We start from the raw sequence: 21515 nt of genomic DNA on the forward strand, positions 1-21515 counted from the left end.
ACCGGTGACGGGCCGAGGAACCTCGAGGAACCTCGAGGAACCTCGAGGAACCGGAGAGGTCAGAACATCGTGTTGTCGTTGGCGGAGGTGGCCGGGACGTCCTGTACGGCGTCCCAGTGCTCGATGATCTTGAGCTCGCCGTTCTTCTGCTTCGCGACCCGGAAGATGTCCACGACCGACTGCCCACGGTCCTCGGGGCTGAGGCGGTAGTGCGCGTGGATGGCGACGTAGTCCTTGTCGGCGATGACGCGCTTGCGTTCCACGATCAGGTTCGGGAACTGGCGGAAGAAATCGGTGAACTGCTCATGCAGGCCGGCCGAGCCGCTGGGGATGGTCGGGTTGTGCTGGTAGTACTCCGGCGCGAGGTACCTGACGGCGTCGGGGTTCTTGTCGACGAGGAGGGTGTCGAAGTAACTGGTGGCGATCTTCTCGCTGAGAGACGTGCTCCAGCGCGGGCCGCTGGGCTCGTTCGTGTGCGGGTTGCTGACCGTGCCGAACATGTCGTTGCCGTTGACAGTAGTCGCCGGCACGTCCTGGACCGTGTCCCAGTGCTCGGCGATCATGCCGCTCTTGGGGTCGAAGCGGAAGATGTCGACCACGGCCGTGCCACGGGTGCCGGGCTCGTAGACGGGGTTGGAGTGCACCAGGACCAGGTTGCCCTGGGCGAGGACCCGCTTGACGTTGTACTGGTGGTCCGGGAAGCGCGCGGTCCAGTCGCGGATGAAGTTCTTGATCGCTTCCCGGCCGTTGGGGGCGGCGGGGTTGTGCTGGATGTAGTCCTCGCGGATGTACCGGTCGGCGACCTTGAGGTTGCCCTCCTCGAAGAGCTGGGTGAGGACATGGACGGCGACGCGCTTGTTGCGCTCCTGCGTGGCGGGGCTCGTGTACGAGGCGTCGAGGCCGAGGCCCAGGCCGCTGTGGGACGGCGCGGTGGCGGTGGCCGTGGCGGCAGGTGCGAAGCCGGCCACGGCTCCTACGGTCGCCGCGGCCAGGAGGGTGGCTATGGCTTTACGGGGCAGCCGGCTGGTGCTGTTCGACATGGGGGGTTCTCCAGGGCTGTGCGGACGGCGGTGAACGCGTCGGCGGGTGTCTGGTGGGGGATCGGGAGCAAAGGGCGGGGGTGCCCGTGTGGGCTCAGGCGCGGTCGAAGGCGAGGAGGAACTCGATGTTTCCCTGGTCCTCCACCGTGATCCCGCCGAAGTTGGGTGCGTCCACGCCGTAGTCGGCGAAGGTGACCGGGATGGAGCCGTTGACCCGGAAGCCGTCGGCGGTGCGCTGGGCGTCGAGCTCGAAGGAGACCGTGTTGGTCTCACCGTGGACGGTCAGCTCGCCTGTGGCCTTGGCGCTGACCTGCTCGCCCACTGCCGGAGCAGAGCCGAAGTCGACGGGCTCGGTGAGCTCGAAGGTGGCCTCCGGGTAGCGCTCGGTGTTCATGACCCGGCCGCGGAACTGGCCGTCGCGCTGGTCGGAGTCGCTCTTCACCGAGGCGAGGTCGACGGTGAAGGATCCGCTGACCGCCCGGTTGCCTTCGATCTCCAGCTCGCCGGTGACCTTCTCGGTACGGCCCACCGCCGTGACGTTCTGGCCGAAGAGGACCTCGTCGACCCGGTAACCGGCCTGCGAACCGCTGCCCACCCGCCAGGCACCCTCGACGTCCTCCCCGGAACCCGAGGAACTGCCGGAGGAGTTCGAGCCTGGCGGGTCGTCGAGCGAGAGGGCGGCCGGTGGCTTGTCCTGGACGTAGTTGATGTAGATGTAGGGGCCCGCCGTGCACAGCACGGCGACGGTGGCCACACCGGCGATGAGCCAGCGCTTCCAGTGCCTGCGGATGCTGCCTGCCATGGTGTCTCCTATGTGGTTTCGCAATTCAACTGAAGTTTCAAGTATGTGGTCGCGGGTCGCCCTGGGACGTGAGGGGTCGCTACGGGCGTGTGCGGGCTCAGCCGTGGGCGGCGAGCGGGATGGGGTCAGTCCAGGAGTCGCTCGGAGACCTGCCAGAGTCGCTCGGCAGCCTCCGGATCCAGGGCGTGCGGCGCGACCCCGGTGTTGGTGCCCGGCTGGTGCAGTGGGGCCTCGTCGCAGTCCTCGAAGTACCGGCCGCTGATGCCGTCGAGCAAGGGTGAGGTGGCCAGCAGGACGGAGGTCGCGGCGCCCTGTTCGACCGATTTGAAGGACATCTCGGGCAGGGGTGTTCCTTCGCCGAGGAGGGCTTGTAGGTGGGTCATGAACAGGCCCATCCGGGCGTCGTCCATGTAGCGCCCCAGGTTGGTCTGGATCCCTCCGGGCATCAGTGCGTTGGCCGTGATCCCGTCTGCGGCCCATCGCCGGCCGGCCTCGACCGCGAACAGCACGTTTGCGGTCTTGGACTGGCCGTACGCCAGCCACGGGTCGTAGGGCCGCTCGGTGAAGTGGAGGTCGTCGAAGACGACGGGTGAGAACAGGTGCCCGCTGGAACTCACCGACACCACCCGGGCGCCGCCGGCCGCCGCGAGTGCCTCGTGCAGCCCGGTGGTCAGGGCGAAGTGCCCCAGGTGGTTGGTGGCGAACTGCAACTCCCAGCCCTGGGGTGTGCGGCTCTCCGGGGCCGCCATGACCCCGGCGTTGTTGACGAGGATGTGCAGCGGGCCGTGCCAGGCGGCGGTGAACGCGCGGACGGACGCCGGATCGGTCAGGTCCAGGGCGGCGACCCGTACGCCTTCGGAGCCGGTGGTGGCCCGGATGTCCTTCGCGGTGCGATCGCCGGCGGCGGTGTCCCGCACAGCCAGAGTGACCTCCGCGCCGGCGTCGGCCAGCGCTCGGGCGGTCTCCACGCCGATGCCGGACGCCGCCCCGGTGACGACGGCGCGGCGGCCCGTGAGATCGATGTCCGCGATGACGTCGGCAGCCGTGGACCGGCTGGTGAACGGACTGATGATGCCTGTGCTCGTGGCCATGCTCGCCATGCTCCCTGTTTGCTACTCTCGAAACCGGAGGTGCCTCCGATTACTCCCAGACTTTAAACGGAGGGCCCTCCGATTGTCTAGAAGGAAGGAAAGCTGTGACCGCCACCACACGCGGACTGCGTGCTGACGCGCGACGCAACCGGGAACGCCTCCTCGAAGTCGCGGCGCGCGCGTTCTCCGAGACCGGCACCGACGCGTCCCTCGAGGCCATCGCCAAGGACGCCGGCGTGGGCATCGGCACGCTCTACCGGCACTTCCCCACCCGCGAGGCACTGCTCGAGGCCGCCTACCGCAACGAACTCGCCCGGGTCTGCGACAGCGTCACGGAACTGCTCGCACAGCTCCCGCCCGACCAGGCCATGCGGAGATGGATGGACTTGTTCATCGACTACCTGGCCACCAAGCAGGGCATGGCGGACGCACTGAAGGCCGTCATCGCCTCCGGCGACGAGGATCCGTTCGCCGAGAGTCTCGACCGGATCAGCACGGCCATCAGCACACTGCTGCACGCCGGGGCCGAAGTGGGAGTTCTGCGCTCGGACGTGGACCCGCTCGATGTCGGGTTCAGTCTTGGGGGTGTCCTGCTGATCACGAGCGACAAGGGGCTGCGCGACCGCGCGGGCCGCATGCTCGACCTCCTGCTCGACGGGCTCCGCTACCGCTCCGGCTGACGCGTGACGCCGGCCCAGCTGGCTGACGGCGTATCACCGGCTCAGGTTCTCCAACAGCACCATCCCGGCCGCCGTGTTGGACGCCGGCACGTGATAGGCCTCGTACACACGCCGGATCCGGGGTCCCAGCGCGCCGCGCATGATCAGCCACATGATCAGCTCGATGCCCTCGGAACCGGCCTCGCGGATGTACTCCTCGCGCGTCAGCGCGGCCAGTTTCTCGGGGTCGTGCTCGATCGCGTTCAGGAACATCCGGTCGAAGTCCTGGTTGATCAGTCCCGCGCGGGCGCCGGCGAGCTGGTGGGACATGCCGCCGGTGCCGAAGACGGCGACCTTGAGGTCCTCGGGGAAGGAGCGGATGGCCTCGCCGAGCGCGCGGCCGAGGGCCAGGCACCGCGCGGCGGTCGGCTGCGGATACTGGATGACGTTGACCAGGAGGGGAACCACCGCGCAGGGCCAGCGTTCGCCGGGGTCGGGGCAGTACACCGACAGGGGAACGGTCAGGCCGTGGTCGACGTCGAGTTCCTGGTAGACGGTGAGGTCGAAGGAGGCGTCGATCAGGCTCTTGACGAGGTGGTCGGAGAACTCGGGGGCGCCCGTGACCGTGGGCACCGGACGGCTACCCCATCCCTCGTCGGCCACCCGGTACGACTCGGCCGTCCCGAGCGCGAAGGTGGGGGTGACGCTCATGTCGACGGCGTTGGCGTGGTCGTTGTAGATGACGACCGCGATGTCGGGGGTGTGCCGGGCCATCCACTCCCGCGCCGGCGTGTATCCGTCGAACAGCTTTTTCCAGTACGGGTCTTGCGTCTTCCCGTGGTCCATGGCCGCACCGATCGACGGTACGTGCGAGGTGGCCAGACCCCATGTCACCTCAGCCAAAGTTCCGCCCTCCCGCTTTGAGCGCCTGCGTGAACTCCTCGGTGGTCATGCCGGTGAAGACCCCGCCGAGGTACTGCATGGACTTCTGGTCGACCATGGCGAGCTTGAAGACGTAGAAGATGGAGCCGCCCAGCTCCATCATCCGGTTCCAGTCCCGCCGCAGAACGGCGTCCCGCTGCGCGGCCGTGAGCCCGTACGTCTCGCAGTACGCGGCTTCGTCTGCTTTGAACCTCTCCCGGTTCTCGGCGTCCTTGAGGGACCCGCAGAGCCGGTTCAAGGCTCGGCCGCGGCGGTTCTCCGCGGCGTCGAAGACATAGGTGCCGGGGACCCGGGGTGTGGTGCTGGACATGCTGTTCTTCTCCTCTCCGGTGTTGATGACGGTCAGTGCAGGAGCCCGCCGCCGTCGCAGACGAGCGTCTGGCCGGTGACCATGGACGCGTGCGGTGAGGCGAGATAGGAGACCAGCCCCGCGAACTGCTCCGGGGTGACGAACTCCTTGATCGCCTGTCGGCTCATGGTCGCGGCGAACACCTCGTCGCCGGAGTGCGCCCGGGTGCCCGGGGTGGCCACCTGCGCGGGCGCCACCGCGTTGACCGTGATCCGGTGCTCGCCCAGTTCGCGTGCCATCACCCGGGTCATCCCGATGAGCGCGCCCTTGCTCGCGACGTAGGCGATCTGGCCCGGGGACCCCGTGAAGAAGGTGCGGGACGCGACATTGACCACCCGCCCGCGGTGCGGGCTGCCGCGCAGCCAGGGCACGCACGCCTGCACCATGAGCAGCGGGCCGACGGCGTTGACGGCGAAGAAGCGGTGCATCTCCTCCGGGGTCGTCTCCAGCAGCGGCGCCCGGTCGGAGAGCAGGCCGGCGTTGTTGACGAGGACGTCGACCCCGCCGTACGCCTCGGCGATCTCGGATACGGCCTGGCGGGTCGCGGCCGGGTCCCCGACGTCGCAACGCCAGGCCCGGCCGCCCGGGATCGAGCTGGTGTCGTCGGGTTCGTCGACGTCGAGGGCGGCGACCGTGAAACCGTCCCCGGCCAGTCTGCGGGCGATGGCGAGCCCCAGGCCGCCGGCGGCGCCCGTGACCACGGCGACCCGGGGGCCGCGGTTCGCCGGGCCGGTCATGGTGCCTTCTCCTGCGGATGGGTGGCGAGTGCCTCGACGGTGATGTCCATCCACTTCCACATCGGCAAGGAGACCAGCGCGTCGTGCAGCTGTGCCGGGTCGGCCGCCTCGTACAGGCCGATGGTCGCGTTGCGGCCGGGCACCCGCCACAGCCGCTTGAGGATGCCGGCCTCCCTGAGCTGCATGGCCCGTTCGCGCTCGCCCTTGCGCAGCTCCTCGCGTACGTCGTCGGGGGTGTCCGGGGGCAAGGTGTTCTCGGTGCGGACGAGGAATTCCACGGGGATATCCCTTCACGGGGTCAGGCTGCCGCGATCTCCAGCAGCAGTTCGGCGAGTCGGCCGGGGGCGGTGACCATCGCTTCGTGTCCGGTGGCGATCTCGTGGACCGGCCAGCCTCGGGAAGCGGCGCGCTCGGCGTGCGGGGTGAACACCCGCATCCAGTCGGTGCACTCGACGAAGGCGCCGGGGACCTGGTCGGCCTTTCCGGTCAGCCGCAGTGGCTCGGTGTAGGTCAGCCACGGGTGCGGGGTCAGTCGCGGGCCGAGCCAGTCGAGGTCCGCCTGGTCCTCGACGCCGAGCACGCTCAGCGAGCGCACCGGGATGAGCCAGCCGAACCCGGGCCCGGCCACGGACTCCCGGTAGTGCCCGGCGATGGTGTCGGGCAGCAGATCGATCGCCGCGTCACCGTCGTCGCCGACGAAGGCGTCGAGGTGGACCCGCTTCGCAAGCCGGTCCGGGATCCGGTCCGCGACGCCGGTGACGACCTGGCCCGCGTAACTGTGGCCGACGAGCACGACGCCCCGGGCGTCATGGGCCTCGATCAGCGCCACCACGTCCTCGACGTGCGTGCCGAGACCGATCTGCGGACTCAGCAGATGGGCGCGGTCACTCACCCCGGTCAACGTGGGGGTGTGCACCTCGTGTCCGGCCGCGCGCAGCAGCGGGGCGACACGCTGCCACACCCAGCCGCCGTGCCAGGCTCCGTGGAGCAGCACGAAGACGTGGCGGCCGCTCATGCGGACGCCCGGGGATGCGTGCCGCCTGCCTGCTGTTCGCGGGTGAGCATCTTCGCCACCGCCCGGCGTCCGCGGAGTGCGGCGAGGTCGGACTTGATGCTGGACTCGGCGGTGCCGCCCGGGTCGGTGGCGTACATGATCTCCTGCGCCTCCAGGGCGTCGACGTCCTCCTGCATCACGGCCAGTTGCTGCTCGTGCTGGAACTTCGTGAGCTCCTCGTCGTCGATGAGGTAGTCGCGGCCGAGCGCGTAGAAATCGTGCGTCTCGTTGCCGCGTCCCGGCGTCATCCCGTACAGCACCTTCATGTGGAAGCCGTCCGGTTCCTCGGTACCGGTGGCCGCGACACGGATGTTGAGGACGAAGATGCCCGGCGGGTAGAAGTCGCCGTCCTGCCAGCGGTCCACCGGAGAGGTCAGTCCGCAGGACTTCTCGTAGAACGGCGGCGCCTCGATGCCGATCATGCGGCGGCTGAAGCCGACCCGGTCGCCGTCCACCGCCACGTCGATCGGGGTCGCGGCGACGGCGGCGTTGCCGATGCTGCTCGGGTGCAGGAACGTCTCGTGGGTGAGGTCGAGCAGGTTCTCCAGGAGCAGCAGGTGCCGGGCCTTCAGCGGGACGACGCCGTGCACATGGGTCCAGTTCGGGTCGGTCAGCCACGAGGTGTCGGGCAGAAGGCCCTCGTCGGCCAGTTCGGGGTCTCCGGGCCAGACCCATATGGCGCCGTCCCGCTCGACCAGGGGGAAGCGGCGCAGTGCCGCCTTGGGCTTGTCGGCCTGCTCGGCGACCCCGACGCACACGCCCTGGCCGTCGAAGCGGTAGCCGTGGTAGTCGCACTGGAGGGTTCCGTCGTCGTCGAGGTGGCCCAGCGACAGCGGGTACTTGCGGTGGGGGCAGCGGTCCTCGACGGCCGTGACGGTCTGGTCGGGCAGCCGGTAGAAGCAGACCGGGATGTCGGTGATCCAGCGCTGCTTGAGGGTTCGGCCGATCTCGTCGGACCAGGCTCCCAGGTACCAGCCGCTGCGGACGTGCTGTGTCAGTGTCATGTCAGTCCTTCTTTTGACGTCGGCCCAACGGGGCAGTCCGCCTGTCGAATTGACGAAGTATCAGAGATCCAGAACGAGGCGTCGGCCCCGCGCGCGGGAGACGCAGATCAGCATCGTGTCGTTCGCTGCCCGCTCGTCGTCGGTGAGCAGTGAGTCGCGGTGGTCGACCTCGCCCTCCAGGACGGGGGTCTCGCACGAGCCGCAGATGCCTTCCTCGCAGGACGACAGGACAGGGACGCCCGCCTGCTCCACGGCCTTGAGGACCGACAGCCCGGGCGGCACGGTCAGCGTCGTCCCGGACGCCCGCAGTTCCACCTCGATCGGCTGCTCGGCCTCATCGTCCGCCGGCTGTCGCACCGCCGCCGCGAACCGCTCGACGTTCAGCGCTCCGACCGGCCAGCCGGCACAGTGTGTCTCGACCGCGTCGATGAGCCCTGCGGGGCCGCAGCAGTACACCAGGGCGGACGGGTCGGGATCGCCGAGGAAACCGGCGAGGTCGAGCAGACCGTACTGGTCCTGCGGACGTACGGTCACGCGCTCGCCGTAGCCCTCCAGTTCGGGCAGGAACGCCATGGACGCGCGCGTGCGGCCCCCGTAGAGCAGGGACCACTCGGCCCCCGCCGCCTCGGCCTCGGCGATCATCGGGAGCAGGGGGGTGATGCCGATGCCGCCGCCGACGAACAGGTACCGGGCCGCCGGCCGCAACGGGAAGTTGTTGCGCGGGCCGCGCACCCGGAGTTCGCCGCCCTCCACGAGGTGGTCGTGGATCCACTGCGATCCGCCGCGTCCGTAGGGCTCTCGGAGCACCGCCACGCGCCAGCGGGCCGTGTCCGTCACCGGGCCGCAGAGCGAGTACTGCCGGGTGACGCCCGTGGGCAGGATCACGTCGATGTGTGCTCCCGGCTGCCAGGACGGCAGCGGTGCGCCGGAGCTCGCCGCGAGCTCCAGCGACACGACATCGTCCGCCACCGTCTGGCGGGCCACGACGGTGGCGGTGCCTTCGGACTCGGTGCCGCGCCGGTCGGGGGACGACGTTCCGGCCTCGGCGGAACCGAGGGTGTGCGTGTCCGGGGCGGCGGTTGGGGGGCTCGTCACGTTCGTCATCTCCTCGGTACGGTCGGCAGGGATCGCTCCGGCCGCGGTCGGCGGCGCCACGATCGACGCTAGCCACCGGAGAACGCCCAGGTCATCGCTCGAATGACCGGATCGGGGCGGCGCATGGTCGTGGCCCCGACTACGTCATCCGTCGCGCGGGCCGGGTGTCCCGGCCCGCCCGTCGGGCCGCGGAGCATGGTCGAGATGGATCCGCACCTGGCGGTCGTCCTCGTTCCAGAGGGCTTCCACGACGGCGTGCAGCTGTCGGACGTCGGTGCGCCACATCGGTACGCCGTAGCGGTCGTCGCGTGTCAGCGCGTCCTCGGCGACAGCATCGGCCAACAGGCTCCGGCGGTCGTACGTCGGGGCTGTTCCGTTCGCTCCGTCGGGTTCGTCCGCGAACTGCACGTAAAGGGACGTGTCCCGGAAGGGAACCCAGATGTGCGTAGCCCCACGGACACCCGTCCCGCCCTGTGCCGTCACGCCAGAACACCCGTCGTCTGCGGGTAGAGCCGTACGTACGCCTCTCCCATGGTCCCGTGCGAGAGGCCGAGGTTGGGGCCGGCGTTGCGCTTCAGCTGGACGCCGCGCCGCTTGGCGAGGTCGGTGTAGTAGTCCCACATGTGCTGCTGGGCGGCCAGGCACTCCATGGCCTTGCGCTTCTTGTCGAAGACCGGGGTGATGTCCAGCAGGACGTTCGGCTTGAAGTCGCACTGCTCCGGCTGGTGCGGCTCGAAGAAGAACACCGGGGGAGCGCCGAGCGGTTCGCCGGGCGCGTCGTAGCCGACGGCCTGAGCCAGCACGCGTGCCTGGAGCGCCATGCGGGCGGCGGCCGGGTGGTCGCCGTTGTAGGGGTCGGCGAGGGTGTGGGTGAGGACGACCGCGGGGTCCACCTCCCGGTACACGCGCACGATGCGGTCCACCAACTCCGTTGTCTCCAGCAGGGGGTAGTCCCCGGCGTCCAGGAACTCGATCTCCGCGCCCAGGGCGGCCGCGGCGTTCGTGGCTTCGGTGCGGCGCAGAGCCTTGATCTCGTCCAGGGCGAGACCGTCCCGCCAGGCCCGAGCGGACTCGCCGCGCTCGCCGAAGCTCAGGCACAGCACCTTCGCGCGCTGACCGCGTTCGGCGGCCAGGGCGATGGCGCCGCCGGCCCGCCAGACGAAGTCGCCCGCGTGCGCGCTGATCACCAGCAGCGCCCCTTCGGACGGAGTGGAGGTGTGGGAGGTCATCAGGACTCCGTAAGTTGTTGGGCCGCCCGGGAGGGCCGGGTGTGGCTTGTCGGGACTTGTCTTCGGTGGCTTCCAACCGACGGCACGTCGAGCGGAACGAGGAGGGGCGAGTGAGCAAGCGACAGGCCCAGGTCTGGGCAGGCATCGACGCCGGCAAGGGCCACCACCGGGCGGCGGTGGTCGACGAGACCGGCGCGATCCAGTTGTCGAAGGAAGAAGGTCGGCACCGCGCGCGCTGAGGCGGGCGCCACGGTCACATTCCGTCGCCCGAGCCGGCTTCCTGGGCCGCCTTCCTGGCCCAGGCGGTCTCGAGCTTGCCGGTCGGGGTCCGCGGCAGCCTGTCCGTCAGGACGAGGGAACGCGGCACCTTGTATCCGGCGAGACTCTGCCGGACCAGGTCGCGCAGTTCGTCACCGGTGACGGTGCTGCCCGGCCGGACCGCCACGACGGCCGCCACACGCTCGCCCCAGGTCTCGTCGGGGACGCCGACGACGGCACAGTCCGTCACCTCGGGATGCGCCAGCAGTACGTTCTCCACCTCCTGCGGGTGCACCTTCTCCCCGCCCGTGTTGATCACGCCCGAACCACGTCCGAGGAACCGGATCGCGCCGTCGGCCTCAAGTCGGGCCAGGTCGCCGGGGATCGCATACCGGATCCCCTCGATGGTGCGGTACGCCTTCGCGCTCTTCTCGGTGTCCTTGTAGTAGCCGAGCGGCATGGGCCCGCAATAGGCGAGGACGCCCGTCTCGTCGCTGCCTGGTTCGAGAAAGCGGTCATCGGAGCCGATCACCCGCGTCGCCGGAACGGGGCGGAAACGCGAGGGCAGATCCTCTGCCGAGGAGGTGATCGCGAAGGCGAAAGGGCCCCCTTCGCTCGATGCGATGGCTTCGGTGATGGTGACGCCGGCACGTTCGTGCAGTGCCCTCTTGAGCGCATCGCTGAGCGCGGTGCCGGAGCTGATCATCCTGCGCAACGAGCGCAGGTCGTGCGGTGTGCCGGCTTTCTCGGCCCGCAGGAGTTCGTCGACGAGCGGACGGCACACGGCGTTGCCCGCGATGACGGCCGTATCGACCCGCTGCTCGGCGATCATGTGCCAGACATGTTCCGGGTCGAGGCCGCCCGCTCGTGCGGTGACCGCCCGGCCTCCTGTCATCAGGGCGCCCATGGTGTTGAACAGCCCGGTGGCGTGCATCAGGGGGACGACGGGCATCGTGGTCGGCGCGCGGCCTTCGTGGCGTGCCCTAACGGCGACGGCCACGGCCTCGTCGAGGCTTGCGGGGAGTTCGGTGACTCCGAGCGGGTGGTAGAACGGGACCACGTGGGCGCGCAGCAGGTCGCTCAGCTGCCAGATGACGCCCTTCGGCTTGCCCGTGGTCCCGCCGGTGTACATGAACAGCTGGTCCGTTCCGGGCCGTCGTTGAGGCTCGCGCGGCGCGTGCGCGGTCAGCAGCTCCTCCAGTTCGGGCACCGCGGGCCCGCCCGGACCGTCGGCGGGCGGCTCGCCCACCCCAACCATCAGCTTCAGTGTGCGCACATGCTTCGCGGCATGCGTGACGCGGTCGGCCAGGGCGCCGCTGAAGACGAGCGCGGCGGCGTCGGCGTCGGTCAGCAGTTCGGAAAGTTCCTCGCCGGTGTAGCGGTAGTTGGCGTTCACCGGTACGGCACCGAGCTTGAAGGCGGCGAAGACCGTCTCCAGGTAGGCGGCGCCGTTGTACAGATAGCAGGCCACGGTGTCGCCCTCGCCCACCCCGGCGGTTTCCAGTGCGGCGGCCAGTCGTGACGCGCGCTCGTCGAAGTCGCGGTACGTGGTCTCACGGCCGGGTTCCGTGATGGCGACGGCGTCGGGCAGCGCGCGGCAGACCGCCTCCCAGACCGTGCCGATGGACACGTTCACGTCTCGGACCTCCTCGTCCTCGATGGCTTACGCGGAGCGCGCGGCCGAGCAGGCCGCTCGTAGGGCCCCGCGGATCCTTTGGGGGGAGTAACGATCCGCGGGGCGTTGTCTCAACCTAGGCAGTGCCCTGCTGGCGGGGAACGCGAGCAATGACTGAAGCGGCTCGGCGGTTCGACCTGCCGACGAACAGGTCGAATGACGTAGGACCACCTCGAATACGCCGGGCTACGATGCTGTGGCCGGGCGCAACGCCTTCGTCCCCAAACCGGCCGACGCGTACGACGCGGGCCCGCGGTTTCCGGACGCGTCCCTATCGCACAGCAGGTCCGCGGGGCGGGTTCTTCGTCGATGTTGAGGGAGATCGGTCATGTCCGCGTCGCCGCTCGTGGGGTGGGACGACATCGCCGCCGTCGCGCCGGACGGCCTCGCCGTTCTGGACTGCGTGGGCCGGTTCGTACGGCTGAACCCGGCGGCGGCCGCGCTGCTTCGGGCGGACGCAGAGGGTGACCTCATCGGTGCGTCGTCCCCGTTCACCTCGGTGGAGGGAGCCGCCGAGTGCCGCGCGGGGCTGCTGGAGGTCCGGTCGGACGAGCAGGTGGCCCGCTGGGAGCCCGCCCGCGGACCTCGACGTGAGTTCGCCTACCGCGCCCGCAGTCTGCCGGCCGACCCGAAGTTCACGGTGGTGTCGTTCCGCGACGTCACCGACGAATGGCACCGGCAGCGCAGGATCGCGGCGATCGCCCGGACGTCGATCGCACTGGCTTCGGAGGGCTCGCTCGGCTCCACACTGGACGCTGTGGCCCAGCAGATCGTCCAGGCGGACGGCCTGGCCGGTGTGCAGATCCTCACCCTCGACAGCACCGGCCGGGAACTGCGGTTGATGGGCTCCGCGGGACTGCGCTACTGGGACGCGTTCCTCGACCGTCTGCTGGAGTGCCGTGACCGGGGCGCCCGGCTGTGCATGCTGGACACCCTGAAGGAACGCAGGCCGATCGTCGTCCCGCACCGGTGGGCCCAGATCCTCGAGGACCCGGCCTGGGAACCGCTGCACGCCTACCTCGGGGAGTTGAACTGGGACTCCTTCGTCAGTGTGCCGTTGATGGCGCGCGGTCGTCCCGAAGGGGTGCTGAACGCCTACTTCGCCCCCGGGCAGGAGATCGGGAGCCGGACCCTGGAGTTCCTCGCCGCCATGGCGGAACAGGCCGCCCTCGCCGTCGACTACGCCACGCTGCTTCAGCGTGAGCGCGAGGGCGCCCGCCGCAACGAGCGTCAGCGCCTCGCCCGCGACCTGCACGACTCGATCGTGCAGCAGGTGTTCTCCATCGGCATGCAGGCCAACGCCGTCGGAGTGCTGGGCGCGCGGGACAAAGCGGTGCCGGCCGAAGCGGTCCGGGCCTTCGCGGACGAGGTCGGCTCGCTGTCGCGAACCGTCCTCGCCGACCTGAGGGCCATGGTGCACGAACTGCGTCCCGCCTCCTCCCTCCGGCTTGGTCTTGAGGACGCGGTGACCACGCTCGTCAAGAGCACCGAGAACCGGACGGGTCTCAGCATCCGGCTGGAGTGCGGACACCAAGTGGACACGGTCGAACCGGAATTGGCCGAGGACATGTACCGGATCGTGGGTGAGGCCATCCACAACGTGGTCAAGCACGCGGAGGCCACCACCGTCACCATCCGCCTCGCCGTACACGACCACACCCTGACCGCCGCCATCCGCGACGACGGCCGCGGGATCACGGAATCCGGCGGGCGACGGGTCGCACAGGAGAACGAGGACGGCGAGGCGGCCACGGCCACCGGTCAGCACGGCTACGGACTGAGGACCATGCGGGAAAGGACAGAGCGATGGGGCGGCACCATGAGGATCAGATCCGGTGCGAGGAGCGGCACGACCGTACGGGTCGTCATACCCCTTCCCGTACGAGTGCCCCAGGCGCCCCCGGGCTCGGAGGGATCAGGGAGCATCCCATCGGCGGTTCCGCTGCGGGAAACGGAGAACCCCGCCCGGTCCGGGTCCTGATCGTCGACGACCACGCCGTCGTACGCCGCGGAATCCGCGCCTATCTCGAAGTCCTGGACGACATGGAAGTGGCCGCGGAGGCCGCCGACGGCCAGGAGGCACTCACCAGGCTCGACGCGATGGCCGCTCACCGGGAACTGCCGGACGTGGTCCTGATTGACCTGCTGATGCCCAAGATGGACGGGGCGACGGCGATCGGAGCGATCAAGCAGCGTCACCCCGGTCTCCGAGTTGTGGTGCTCACCAGCTTCGGCGAGATGGAACGCGTGCATGCGGCGCTCGCGCAGGGGGCCGCCGGCTACCTGCTCAAGGACGCCGACGCAAGTGAGGTGGTCGCTGCGATCCGCGCGGCCGCCCGGGGTGAGGTCTTCCTGGACCCCGCGGTGGCCAGAGGACTCACCCAGGAGATCGTTTCGCCGCCGACCGGGCTCGCCTCGCTCACCGGCCGGGAACGCGACGTCCTCGTCCTCGTCGCCGAGGGCCGGTCGAACCAGCAGATCGCCGACGAGTTGGTGATCAGCGAGCGCACCGCCCGCACCCACGTGAGCAATGTTCTGCGCAAACTCCGGCTCACCTCCCGCACCCAGGCCGCGTTGCTCGCGGTGCGGCAAGGACTGGTGCCCCCGAAGGGCTGACCGCCCTGCCGACCGCGACGGATGTCCCGGACCGGCCGGGACACAGGTCGGCCGCAGGTGCCGTCATCAGCGGGATCCTCACGGGCCCGGGCGTTCCTACGCTCAGGGGAGTCGCCCTATCGCCCCCAGTTCAGGAGGACAGCATGCTCGACGGCAAAGTCGCCATCGTCACAGGTTCGGGCCGAGGCCTGGGACGTGCCTATGCTCGCGCGATGGCCGCGGCGGGTGCCGCCGTCGTCGTGAACGACCTGGACGCCGACGTGGCCACGGAGACGGCCGACCTGATCACGGACGCGGGCGGAACGGCCGTCGCCCATGTCGGTGCGGTCGGAGGTTCCGAGTTCGCCGACGCGCTGGTGCGGCGCGCGGTCGACGAGTTCGGCCGACTGGACGTGATGGTCACCAACGCCGGTGCGTTGCGCGACCGGACCCTGCGCAATACCACCGACGACGACTTCGACCTCGTCGTCAACAGCCATCTGCGCGGTACGTTCACCTGTGGTCGCGCGGCGGCTGCCCGCTTCCGCGAACAGGGCGAGGGCGGTCGGCTCATCCTGGTGGGATCACCGGCTGGGCAGCGCGCCAGCTTCGGCCAGACCGCGTACTCGGCGTCCAAGGGGGCGATCGTGGCGATGACGCGCACCTGGGCGCTCGAGCTCGCGAAGATCGATGTCACCGTCAACGCCATCGTGCCGACCGCGCTGACCCGCATGGTGGCGACCATGCCCCGGGTCGGTGACCTTGTGGCGCAGGTGGACGCGGGGGAGCCCGTTCCCGACGCCGTCCGGCGGCAGGGGCTGGGATCGCCGCAGGACGTGGCACCGGTGATCGTGTACCTCGCGTCCAAGGAGTCGGCCCACGTCACCGGACAGGCCATCGCGGCGGGAGGCGACCGGATCGCCCTGTGGACGCACCCCGGTGAGGTCGAGGAGCGGTTCGGGCAGGGCGGCTGGACCGCCGGATCGGTCGCGGAACTCTTCTCAGGCACCTATGCGGACCGCCTCCAGGACTTCAGGCCCACCCCCCTCGATCTGGAAGCCCTTGAGGAGGCGTGACGCGCACGCGGCCCCTCTGACGGCCCTCAGGTCCGTGTCAGGGGCAATGGCTGCTCAGGTCTGCGGGACGGCGGCGACGCGGGCGAAATCCGCGCTGATGTCTCCCGCGGTCTGCAACAGCAGCGGCAGATGTTCCTCGACGAGCCGCTCGACCGACGTCTCGGCCGCGTGGCAGTTGACGTTGAGTGCCGCGATGACCTGGCCGGAGCCGTCACGCAACGGGGCCGCGACCGACCGAATGCCGGGCGCCAGCTGTTGGTCCGTCAGCGCCCATCCACGAGCCCGCACCTCGCGCAGGACCGTGTCGCGTTCGTCGGGGCCGGGCTGCCAGCACGGCGTCAGCCCCGAGCGTGAGGGTTCGGCGAGCACCTTTTCCAGCTCATCGGCCGGCAGTGCCGCCAGCAGTACCTTTCCCAGGGAGGTCTGCAGTGCCGGAAACCGCGTTCCGATCTGCACCGACAGGGTCACCAGCTTCGGGACGGCCACCCGGGCCACATAGATGATGTCCGATCCATCCAGCTGAGCCACGGAGCACGACTCGTCGGTCCGCTCCACCAGCCGCTCCATGTGGGGCCGCGCGATGTCCCACAATCCCATGGAGCGTACGTAGGCGACCCCGAGTTCGAGCACCCGGGGGGTCAGCGCGAACCCTGTCTCGCACGAGCGCACATAGCCGAGTTCCTCCAGAGTCAGCAGAATCCTCCGGGCGGTCGGCCTGGCGAGTCCGGTGGCGCCGGCGACCTGGGCCAGCGACATCCGCGGGTGCCCCGGCCGGAACGCGGCGATGACTTCCAGCCCTCGGGCCAGTGCCTCGATGAAATCCGGTCCTGTTCCGTGGCGTGGCACGTGGCTCCTCGGCTGCGGTCGGAGTGGTCTCTGACCGGTCAGCCTAACGTGTGTCCGTGATGCGGACAGCGGTGCCTGCGAGGCTTCCGCATCCGAGGGGTTGACACGGTCAATTGTCCAAAGCGAACCTGAGCCACCATGTCCGCCATGCGGATGATGGTCCGCCAGGCGTCGCACGTCCTTCTTTCCCGCGCTTCTTGATCCTTCCAGGAGAGTCGCATGTCCGAAAGAATGCCTACAGCACCGCAGGAGACCGGGGCGGCGCCCGTCCGGACCGGACTGCTCATCGACGGCAAGCCCGTCGAGACCGAGGCGTGGACGGCCGTCCGCAACCCCGCCGCCCCCGACCTGGTCGTCGGCCACGCAGCCGCGGCGACCCCCGAGCAAGCCCGCGCGGCGGTCGCGGCCGCGGATGCAGCGTTCCCCGCCTGGGCCGCGATGCCCGCCCGTCGGCGGGCGGAGATCATCAGTGAGGCGCTCACCCTGCTCGACGGCAGTGAGGCCGAGCGAGCGGCCTTGATGACCCGCGAGAACGGCAAGATCTCCTTCGAGAGCCAGATCGAGATGGGGGTCTTCGTGGCCCGTACCCGGGCGGCGATCGACCTGGTCGACTCCCTGGACCAGGTGCGGCGTCTCGACGGCCCGCCGCTGACCTCGTACATCCACCGCCTCCCCATGGGCGTGGTCACCGTCATCGTGCCGTTCAACTGGCCGATCGCGATCCTCGGAGCGAGCCTGCCGTACGCGCTGCTCGCCGGGAACACGGCCGTGGTCAAGCCCCCGCCCACCGTGCCGCTGGCCATGGTGCGCACGCTGGAGCTGTTCGCCGCAGGCCTCCCGGCCGGGGTGCTGAACGTCGTGACGGGCAGCAATGAAGCCGTCGCCCCGCTGCTCACCGACCCTCGCGTACGGAAGATCGTCTTCACCGGCAGCACGGCCGCCGGCAAGCACATCATGGCCGCCGCAGCACAGAACCTCGCCGCGGTGACGCTCGAACTCGGCGGCAACGACCCCGCGATCGTCCTCGACGACGCCGTACTGGACCAGGAGCACATCGGACGGCTCGTCCAGGGCGCCTTCCTGACGAGCGGCCAGGTCTGCATGGCCGTCAAGCGGGTGTACGTCCACCGCTCCCGCTACGACGAACTCGTCGACGCGCTCTCCTCCGCCCTCGACACCCAGCGTGTGGGGCCCGGAGACGATCCCGCCTCGACCATGGGCCCCCTCAACAGCGCCGCCCAGCGTGACAAGGTGGCGGACATGCTCGCCCAGGCCGCCGGAGCCGGAGCCGAGGTGCGCGAACTGGGCACCCTGGCCCCCGGCGCGGCCGCCTCCAAGGGCCACTACCTGCGCCCCGCCCTCGTCCTCGCCCCGGACACCGGCCTGCGGATCGTCACCGAGGAACAGTTCGGCCCCGCCCTGCCGATCCTGCCCTTCGACGATGTCGACGCCGTACTGCACCAGGTCAACAACGACTGGTCGGGACTGTGCTCCTCGGTCTGGAGCGCCGATGCGGCCCGCGCGGCGGGCCTTGCGGAACGGCTGCGCACCGGCACCACCTGGATCAACCACGCCAACGCCGTCGCATGCGACGACCGAGCCCCCTTCGGTGGCTTCCGGCAGAGCGGCATCGGACGCGAGATGGGCCCCGACGGCCTGCTCTCCTTCACCGAAGCGCACACCATCACCAGGCACGGATAGAAACTGCGAGCACGGCTGGACCCCGCCCGCTTCGAGCGGACGGGGTCCAGCCGTGCTCCGGCCGTACGTCACACCAACGGCACGGACACCGCGTTGTAAGGGGTGTTCTCATCCCGGTCCGGGGTGGTGAAGCGGGAGTTGGGGAGGTACAGCCGACCCTGGTAGGCGGCGGCCGTGGTGGGCAGGTCGAAGCGGTCGTCCCTGATCACCCCGACCGCGGTGCCCCGTGTACCCGACCGGTTGAGCCGGATCACGTCCACCTGGTTGGGGTTGGGCTGGACGACGTAGAGGGTGCGGCCGACCAGCACCAGCCCGTCGCCGCTGGGCAGTGTGGTGTCACCCAGGTCCACCTTGCGGGCCACGCCGGTGCGGGGGTTGACGCGCATCAGCGAACCGCCGTCCGCGGCCGCGTTGGTGACGAGCAGGGCGCTGCCGTCGGGGGTGAGCGAGATGCCGTTGGACGTGAAACCGGACTGCACCCAGTCACCGCTCAGCGTGAGGCTCTCCGGGGCGCCGATGCGACCCTGCCTGCCCAGCGGCAGCTTGAAGAGCTGTGCGCTGAACGACTCGGTGAACCAGGCGGCGTCGCGGGTGAGCAGGACGTCGTTGACGAAACTGTTCTCTCCGGCGACGACGTGGTTGGCGAGCAGCGCACCGCTGTGGGCGTCGACGACCCGCAGTTCGCCACTGCTGCCGCCCGCCAGGAACAGCCGCCCCCAGGAGTCAGCCTTCAGCCCGACCGTCATGCGTCCCAGGCCGCGGTGGACGACCTTGCCCTTGCCGCTCGCGAGGTTCACCCGGTACACGCCGCCGGTGGCGATCGATCCGAAGTAGGCGTACGGCGCGGAGCCGATCGCGACTCCCTCCGGCCCCCAGCCGTTGGGCAGCGAGAACTCCTTGGGCCACGATCTGGCGGTGCCCGGAGCGGCCTGTGCCGTACCGCCGATCAGGGCCGTCGCTCCCAGGGCAATGCCCGTGCCGAGAAGCTGCCTGCGTGCGAGAGAACTTGTCATCGATCGTCCTTCCACGGAAAACAAGACGGGCCGTGCCGGTCCGGCTGGGCTCCTGGATCAATTCTTGAGAGTTCAAGTATCTATGCACAGCGACGAATGTCCTGACTCTCCTCAGTCCATCGGACGGAAAGCCGCCGGGCCGGTGGGCGCACGGACGGCGAAGGCGCGCCACTCGACAGCAGGCCGACCTGACAAGGCTGAACGTCGCGCCCGGGATACGTCATTCGTCCTTACTTCCGGCGCGCGCCTCCCGGTTCCCTGTCCAGGCGGGCACCGCTGGGCCATCATCCGAAAACCTGCCGGCCGCAGTGGCGCGACCGGCGTGAGCACGGTGGCGGCCGCGCGCCGCACCGGGAGGGCGAGCGGGCCATGAGCGTGCAGCGACCGCACATCGAACCGGGCAGGCTGTTCATCGGCGGAGAGTGGCGGGACGCGGAGTCCAAGGAGCGACGCGACATCGTCGACCCGTCCACCGGCAGAGTCGTCACCACGGTCGCGGAGGCCGACGGGGCGGATGTCGCCGCCGCGGTGGCCGCCGCCCGCGAGGCCTTCGACGCGGGGCCCTGGCCCCGGACACCGGCCCGCGAGCGCGCCCGCGTGCTGCACCGGGTGGCCGATCTGGTGCGCGAACGGGCGGACGAGATCGCCGCGGTCGAGAGCCTCGACGTCGGCAAGCCCCTCTCGCTCAGCCGAGCGGTCGACGTGGAGACCGTGGCCGAGACGTACGAGTACTACTCGGCGCTGGCGCAGAGCCTCGACGGAGCCACGCGGCAGGTCGCCCTGCCCGCCCACGCCTACACCCGCAGGGAGCCCGTCGGCGTGGTGGGAGCGATCACCCCGTTCAACTTCCCGTTGATCCTGAGCACGTCGAAGTTCGCCCCCGCCCTGGCGGCCGGCAACACCATCGTCCACAAACCGGCCGACGAGACTCCCCTCAGCGCGCTGCTGATGGCGGAGATCCTCGCCGAGGCCGGCGTTCCCGCGGGTGTGGTGAACGTCGTCACCGGCAGCGGCCCCGTCCTGGGTGAGGCACTGGTGCGTCATCCGGGCGTCGACAAGATCGCCTTCACCGGGTCGACGAGGGTCGGCCGCCTGGCGGCGAGCGCGGCCGGAGCGCAACTCAAGCCGGTCACCATGGAGTTGGGTGGCAACGCGCCGCACATCGTCTTCGAGGACGCCGACGTCGGGAAGGCGATCGGCGCGATCATCAAGGCCTTCGTCTTCAACACCGGACAGTTCTGCATGGGCGGACCCCGGCTGCTGGTCCACCGGTCCCTGTACGACACCACGCTGGGCATCCTCGCCGACGCGGTTCCGGCGGTCCCCGTCGGCGACCCCTTCGACCCGGCCACCGTCGTCGGGCCGATGGCCGGCGAGCGGCACGTGGAGAACGTCGAGCGCTTCGTGAAAGCGGCCGTCGAGGACGGCGGCCGCATCGTCGTCGGCGGTGAGCGCATGGAACTCAACGGCGGTTACTACTTCGAGCCCACCGTCATCGCCGGCCTGGACAACGACGCCCGCACCGTCCAGGAGGAGATCTTCGGCCCGGTGCTGACGGTTCAGCCCTTCGACACCGAGGAAGAGGCGATCGCGCTGGCGAACAGTACGCCGTACGGACTTGCCGCCGGTCTGCAGACCTCCGACCTGGCGCGCGCCCATCGGGTCGCCGCGCGACTGGACGCCGGCATCGTCTGGGTCAACGACTGGGCCATGCTCGATCCCGCCATGCCCTTCGGCGGCGTCAAGCAGTCCGGCTACGGACGCGAATCCGGGCCGGAGGCGCTGGAGGCGTACACGAGGACCAAGTCGGTCGTCATTTCCCTTGCCTGACCCCTCGACAGGGCCGGCTCCGAGCGCCCGGCCGCCGACGGCGGGCCCTCCCGGGCGGGATCGGCCGGGTGAGCTCCGTCCCCGGCTCTTAAGAGCCGGAGGTGAGCCGGGGCCATGGCGGTCTGGCATTAGGCGTGGCGCCCGGGTCGTGGACGCCACCGTTGAAGGTGACCCGGTACGGGCGGTTCGGCGCGAAACGGCGGGCGGTGGTGAAGCCGACCGCGTCCTTGTTGCGCATGCCGTTGATGACCCGGGCGCTCAGGTGCCGGCGCAGACCGCGGTCGGTGCTCAGGCCTGAAGTGGGAATGAGCGGTGAGGTCGGCGCGGGACCAAGGCGGGCGACTGCGGCGGTGGACCGCCCTCGACGGCCTCAGCTCCTGTCCGAGCGGCGTCACTTTGCAGGAAGGTGAGCCCGCAGCTACCCTCCTATTCAACAATGCGACTAGTAGGACTCCGTTACGTCTGCCTGTCGGTCCTGTCTGGGGGAACGCTGAAGGTGTGGACGCACATGAAGTGAAC

General features: G+C 69.9%; 23 protein-coding genes. 7 read left to right on the plus strand and 16 right to left on the minus strand.

Annotated features, from left to right (window positions below; genetic code table 11):
- Positions 1–59: 59 nt before the first annotated feature.
- The 3 genes from AC5P09_RS42725 to AC5P09_RS42735 form a co-directional block, all read right to left on the minus strand.
- Positions 60–1040, minus strand: coding sequence for a nuclear transport factor 2 family protein (locus AC5P09_RS42725; protein WP_493879090.1), 981 nt, complete (start codon positions 1038–1040; stop codon positions 60–62).
- Positions 1041–1134: 94 nt separating this feature from the next.
- Positions 1135–1842: a YceI family protein gene (locus AC5P09_RS42730; protein WP_493879091.1), complete on the minus strand. Its 708-nt coding sequence runs from the start codon at positions 1840–1842 to the stop codon at positions 1135–1137.
- Positions 1843–1967: 125 nt separating this feature from the next.
- Positions 1968–2933 (minus strand): SDR family NAD(P)-dependent oxidoreductase, encoded by a 966-nt coding sequence (locus AC5P09_RS42735; protein WP_493879092.1) that lies wholly within the window; start codon positions 2931–2933, stop codon positions 1968–1970.
- A 104-nt stretch (positions 2934–3037) separates the two neighbouring features.
- Between AC5P09_RS42735 and AC5P09_RS42740 the strand changes: the two genes are divergently transcribed.
- Entirely contained in the window at positions 3038–3613 is a 576-nt protein-coding gene (locus AC5P09_RS42740) for a TetR/AcrR family transcriptional regulator (RefSeq protein ID WP_266818010.1), read from the plus strand.
- Between the two features lie 33 nt (positions 3614–3646).
- Here the strand turns inward: AC5P09_RS42740 and AC5P09_RS42745 are convergent, their stop codons facing one another.
- The 9 genes from AC5P09_RS42745 to AC5P09_RS42785 form a co-directional block, all read right to left on the minus strand.
- On the minus strand, positions 3647–4486 hold the full coding sequence (locus AC5P09_RS42745) for a class III extradiol dioxygenase subunit beta (RefSeq protein WP_493879103.1): 840 nt from the start codon (positions 4484–4486) through the stop codon (positions 3647–3649).
- Position 4487: 1 nt separating this feature from the next.
- Positions 4488–4844, minus strand: a complete 357-nt coding sequence (gene ligA / locus AC5P09_RS42750; protein ID WP_493879093.1) for a protocatechuate 4,5-dioxygenase subunit alpha — start codon at positions 4842–4844, stop codon at positions 4488–4490.
- Positions 4845–4876: 32 nt separating this feature from the next.
- The gene (locus AC5P09_RS42755) at positions 4877–5620 is read right to left on the minus strand and encodes an SDR family NAD(P)-dependent oxidoreductase (RefSeq protein ID WP_319178088.1); all 744 of its coding nucleotides are present in this window, start codon (positions 5618–5620) and stop codon (positions 4877–4879) included.
- A complete protein-coding gene (locus tag AC5P09_RS42760; RefSeq protein WP_020272031.1) occupies positions 5617–5898 on the minus strand; it encodes a muconolactone Delta-isomerase family protein in 282 nt (93 codons plus the stop codon). Before AC5P09_RS42760 ends, AC5P09_RS42755 begins: the two co-directional genes overlap by 4 nt.
- 20 nt (positions 5899–5918) lie before the next feature.
- Complete coding sequence (locus tag AC5P09_RS42765) at positions 5919–6635, minus strand: alpha/beta hydrolase (protein WP_307673251.1); 717 nt, start codon at positions 6633–6635, stop codon at positions 5919–5921.
- Entirely contained in the window at positions 6632–7678 is a 1047-nt protein-coding gene (locus tag AC5P09_RS42770; protein WP_493879094.1) for a Rieske 2Fe-2S domain-containing protein, read from the minus strand. Before AC5P09_RS42770 ends, AC5P09_RS42765 begins: the two co-directional genes overlap by 4 nt.
- 60 nt (positions 7679–7738) lie before the next feature.
- Positions 7739–8773, minus strand: coding sequence for a PDR/VanB family oxidoreductase (locus tag AC5P09_RS42775; protein WP_493879095.1), 1035 nt, complete (start codon positions 8771–8773; stop codon positions 7739–7741).
- 144 nt (positions 8774–8917) lie between these two features.
- Positions 8918–9181, minus strand: coding sequence for a hypothetical protein (locus AC5P09_RS42780; protein ID WP_493879096.1), 264 nt, complete (start codon positions 9179–9181; stop codon positions 8918–8920).
- 71 nt (positions 9182–9252) lie between these two features.
- Positions 9253–10002 carry a PIG-L deacetylase family protein gene (locus AC5P09_RS42785; RefSeq protein ID WP_392778160.1) on the minus strand — a complete coding sequence of 250 codons (750 nt, stop codon included), beginning with the start codon at positions 10000–10002 and terminating at the stop codon, positions 9253–9255.
- Positions 10003–10112: 110 nt separating this feature from the next.
- Here AC5P09_RS42785 and AC5P09_RS42790 point away from each other — a divergent pair, with 110 nt between their 5' ends.
- A complete protein-coding gene (locus tag AC5P09_RS42790; RefSeq protein WP_493879104.1) occupies positions 10113–10241 on the plus strand; it encodes a hypothetical protein in 129 nt (42 codons plus the stop codon).
- A gap of 14 nt (positions 10242–10255) precedes the next feature.
- Here the strand turns inward: AC5P09_RS42790 and AC5P09_RS42795 are convergent, their stop codons facing one another.
- The gene (locus AC5P09_RS42795) at positions 10256–11896 is read right to left on the minus strand and encodes an AMP-binding protein (protein ID WP_493879097.1); all 1641 of its coding nucleotides are present in this window, start codon (positions 11894–11896) and stop codon (positions 10256–10258) included.
- A 367-nt stretch (positions 11897–12263) separates the two neighbouring features.
- On the opposite strand from AC5P09_RS42795, the gene AC5P09_RS42800 reads away from it, so the two are divergent.
- The 3 genes from AC5P09_RS42800 to AC5P09_RS42810 all read left to right on the plus strand — a co-directional run bounded on the left by AC5P09_RS42800 (position 12264) and on the right by AC5P09_RS42810 (position 15606).
- Positions 12264–13916: a GAF domain-containing sensor histidine kinase gene (locus AC5P09_RS42800; protein WP_493879098.1), complete on the plus strand. Its 1653-nt coding sequence runs from the start codon at positions 12264–12266 to the stop codon at positions 13914–13916.
- Complete coding sequence (locus AC5P09_RS42805) at positions 13865–14551, plus strand: response regulator (RefSeq protein ID WP_392778370.1); 687 nt, start codon at positions 13865–13867, stop codon at positions 14549–14551. Before AC5P09_RS42800 ends, AC5P09_RS42805 begins: the two co-directional genes overlap by 52 nt.
- Positions 14552–14694: 143 nt before the next feature.
- Positions 14695–15606, plus strand: coding sequence for an SDR family NAD(P)-dependent oxidoreductase (locus AC5P09_RS42810; RefSeq protein ID WP_493879099.1), 912 nt, complete (start codon positions 14695–14697; stop codon positions 15604–15606).
- 54 nt (positions 15607–15660) lie between these two features.
- Here the strand turns inward: AC5P09_RS42810 and AC5P09_RS42815 are convergent, their stop codons facing one another.
- Entirely contained in the window at positions 15661–16452 is a 792-nt protein-coding gene (locus AC5P09_RS42815; protein WP_307673242.1) for an IclR family transcriptional regulator domain-containing protein, read from the minus strand.
- 219 nt (positions 16453–16671) lie between these two features.
- On the opposite strand from AC5P09_RS42815, the gene AC5P09_RS42820 reads away from it, so the two are divergent.
- Positions 16672–18153 (plus strand): aldehyde dehydrogenase family protein, encoded by a 1482-nt coding sequence (locus AC5P09_RS42820; RefSeq protein ID WP_493879100.1) that lies wholly within the window; start codon positions 16672–16674, stop codon positions 18151–18153.
- A 68-nt stretch (positions 18154–18221) separates the two neighbouring features.
- On the opposite strand, the gene AC5P09_RS42825 is transcribed toward AC5P09_RS42820, so the two are convergent.
- Positions 18222–19166 carry an NHL repeat-containing protein gene (locus AC5P09_RS42825; RefSeq protein ID WP_307673240.1) on the minus strand — a complete coding sequence of 315 codons (945 nt, stop codon included), beginning with the start codon at positions 19164–19166 and terminating at the stop codon, positions 18222–18224.
- 369 nt (positions 19167–19535) lie between these two features.
- Between AC5P09_RS42825 and AC5P09_RS42830 the strand changes: the two genes are divergently transcribed.
- Entirely contained in the window at positions 19536–20996 is a 1461-nt protein-coding gene (locus AC5P09_RS42830; protein ID WP_493879101.1) for an aldehyde dehydrogenase family protein, read from the plus strand.
- An 88-nt stretch (positions 20997–21084) separates the two neighbouring features.
- On the opposite strand, the gene AC5P09_RS42835 is transcribed toward AC5P09_RS42830, so the two are convergent.
- Positions 21085–21234 (minus strand): hypothetical protein, encoded by a 150-nt coding sequence (locus AC5P09_RS42835; RefSeq protein ID WP_388363739.1) that lies wholly within the window; start codon positions 21232–21234, stop codon positions 21085–21087.
- Positions 21235–21515 lie beyond the last annotated feature (281 nt).

The organism is Streptomyces sp. a15, from assembly GCF_059026085.1.

Coding starts and splice junctions, on each gene's coding strand:
- AC5P09_RS42725 (WP_493879090.1), bottom strand. CDS start 1,040: ATGTCGAACAGCACCAGCCGGCTGCCCCGTAAAGCCATAGCCACCCTC.
- AC5P09_RS42730 (WP_493879091.1), bottom strand. CDS start 1,842: ATGGCAGGCAGCATCCGCAGGCACTGGAAGCGCTGGCTCATCGCCGGT.
- AC5P09_RS42735 (WP_493879092.1), bottom strand. CDS start 2,933: ATGGCCACGAGCACAGGCATCATCAGTCCGTTCACCAGCCGGTCCACG.
- ligA (WP_493879093.1), bottom strand. CDS start 4,844: ATGTCCAGCACCACACCCCGGGTCCCCGGCACCTATGTCTTCGACGCC.
- AC5P09_RS42755 (WP_319178088.1), bottom strand. CDS start 5,620: ATGACCGGCCCGGCGAACCGCGGCCCCCGGGTCGCCGTGGTCACGGGC.
- AC5P09_RS42765 (WP_307673251.1), bottom strand. CDS start 6,635: ATGAGCGGCCGCCACGTCTTCGTGCTGCTCCACGGAGCCTGGCACGGC.
- AC5P09_RS42770 (WP_493879094.1), bottom strand. CDS start 7,678: ATGACACTGACACAGCACGTCCGCAGCGGCTGGTACCTGGGAGCCTGG.
- AC5P09_RS42785 (WP_392778160.1), bottom strand. CDS start 10,002: ATGACCTCCCACACCTCCACTCCGTCCGAAGGGGCGCTGCTGGTGATC.
- AC5P09_RS42800 (WP_493879098.1), top strand. CDS start 12,264: ATGTCCGCGTCGCCGCTCGTGGGGTGGGACGACATCGCCGCCGTCGCG.
- AC5P09_RS42810 (WP_493879099.1), top strand. CDS start 14,695: ATGCTCGACGGCAAAGTCGCCATCGTCACAGGTTCGGGCCGAGGCCTG.
- AC5P09_RS42820 (WP_493879100.1), top strand. CDS start 16,672: ATGTCCGAAAGAATGCCTACAGCACCGCAGGAGACCGGGGCGGCGCCC.
- AC5P09_RS42825 (WP_307673240.1), bottom strand. CDS start 19,166: ATGACAAGTTCTCTCGCACGCAGGCAGCTTCTCGGCACGGGCATTGCC.
- AC5P09_RS42830 (WP_493879101.1), top strand. CDS start 19,536: ATGAGCGTGCAGCGACCGCACATCGAACCGGGCAGGCTGTTCATCGGC.
- AC5P09_RS42835 (WP_388363739.1), bottom strand. CDS start 21,234: ATGCGCAACAAGGACGCGGTCGGCTTCACCACCGCCCGCCGTTTCGCG.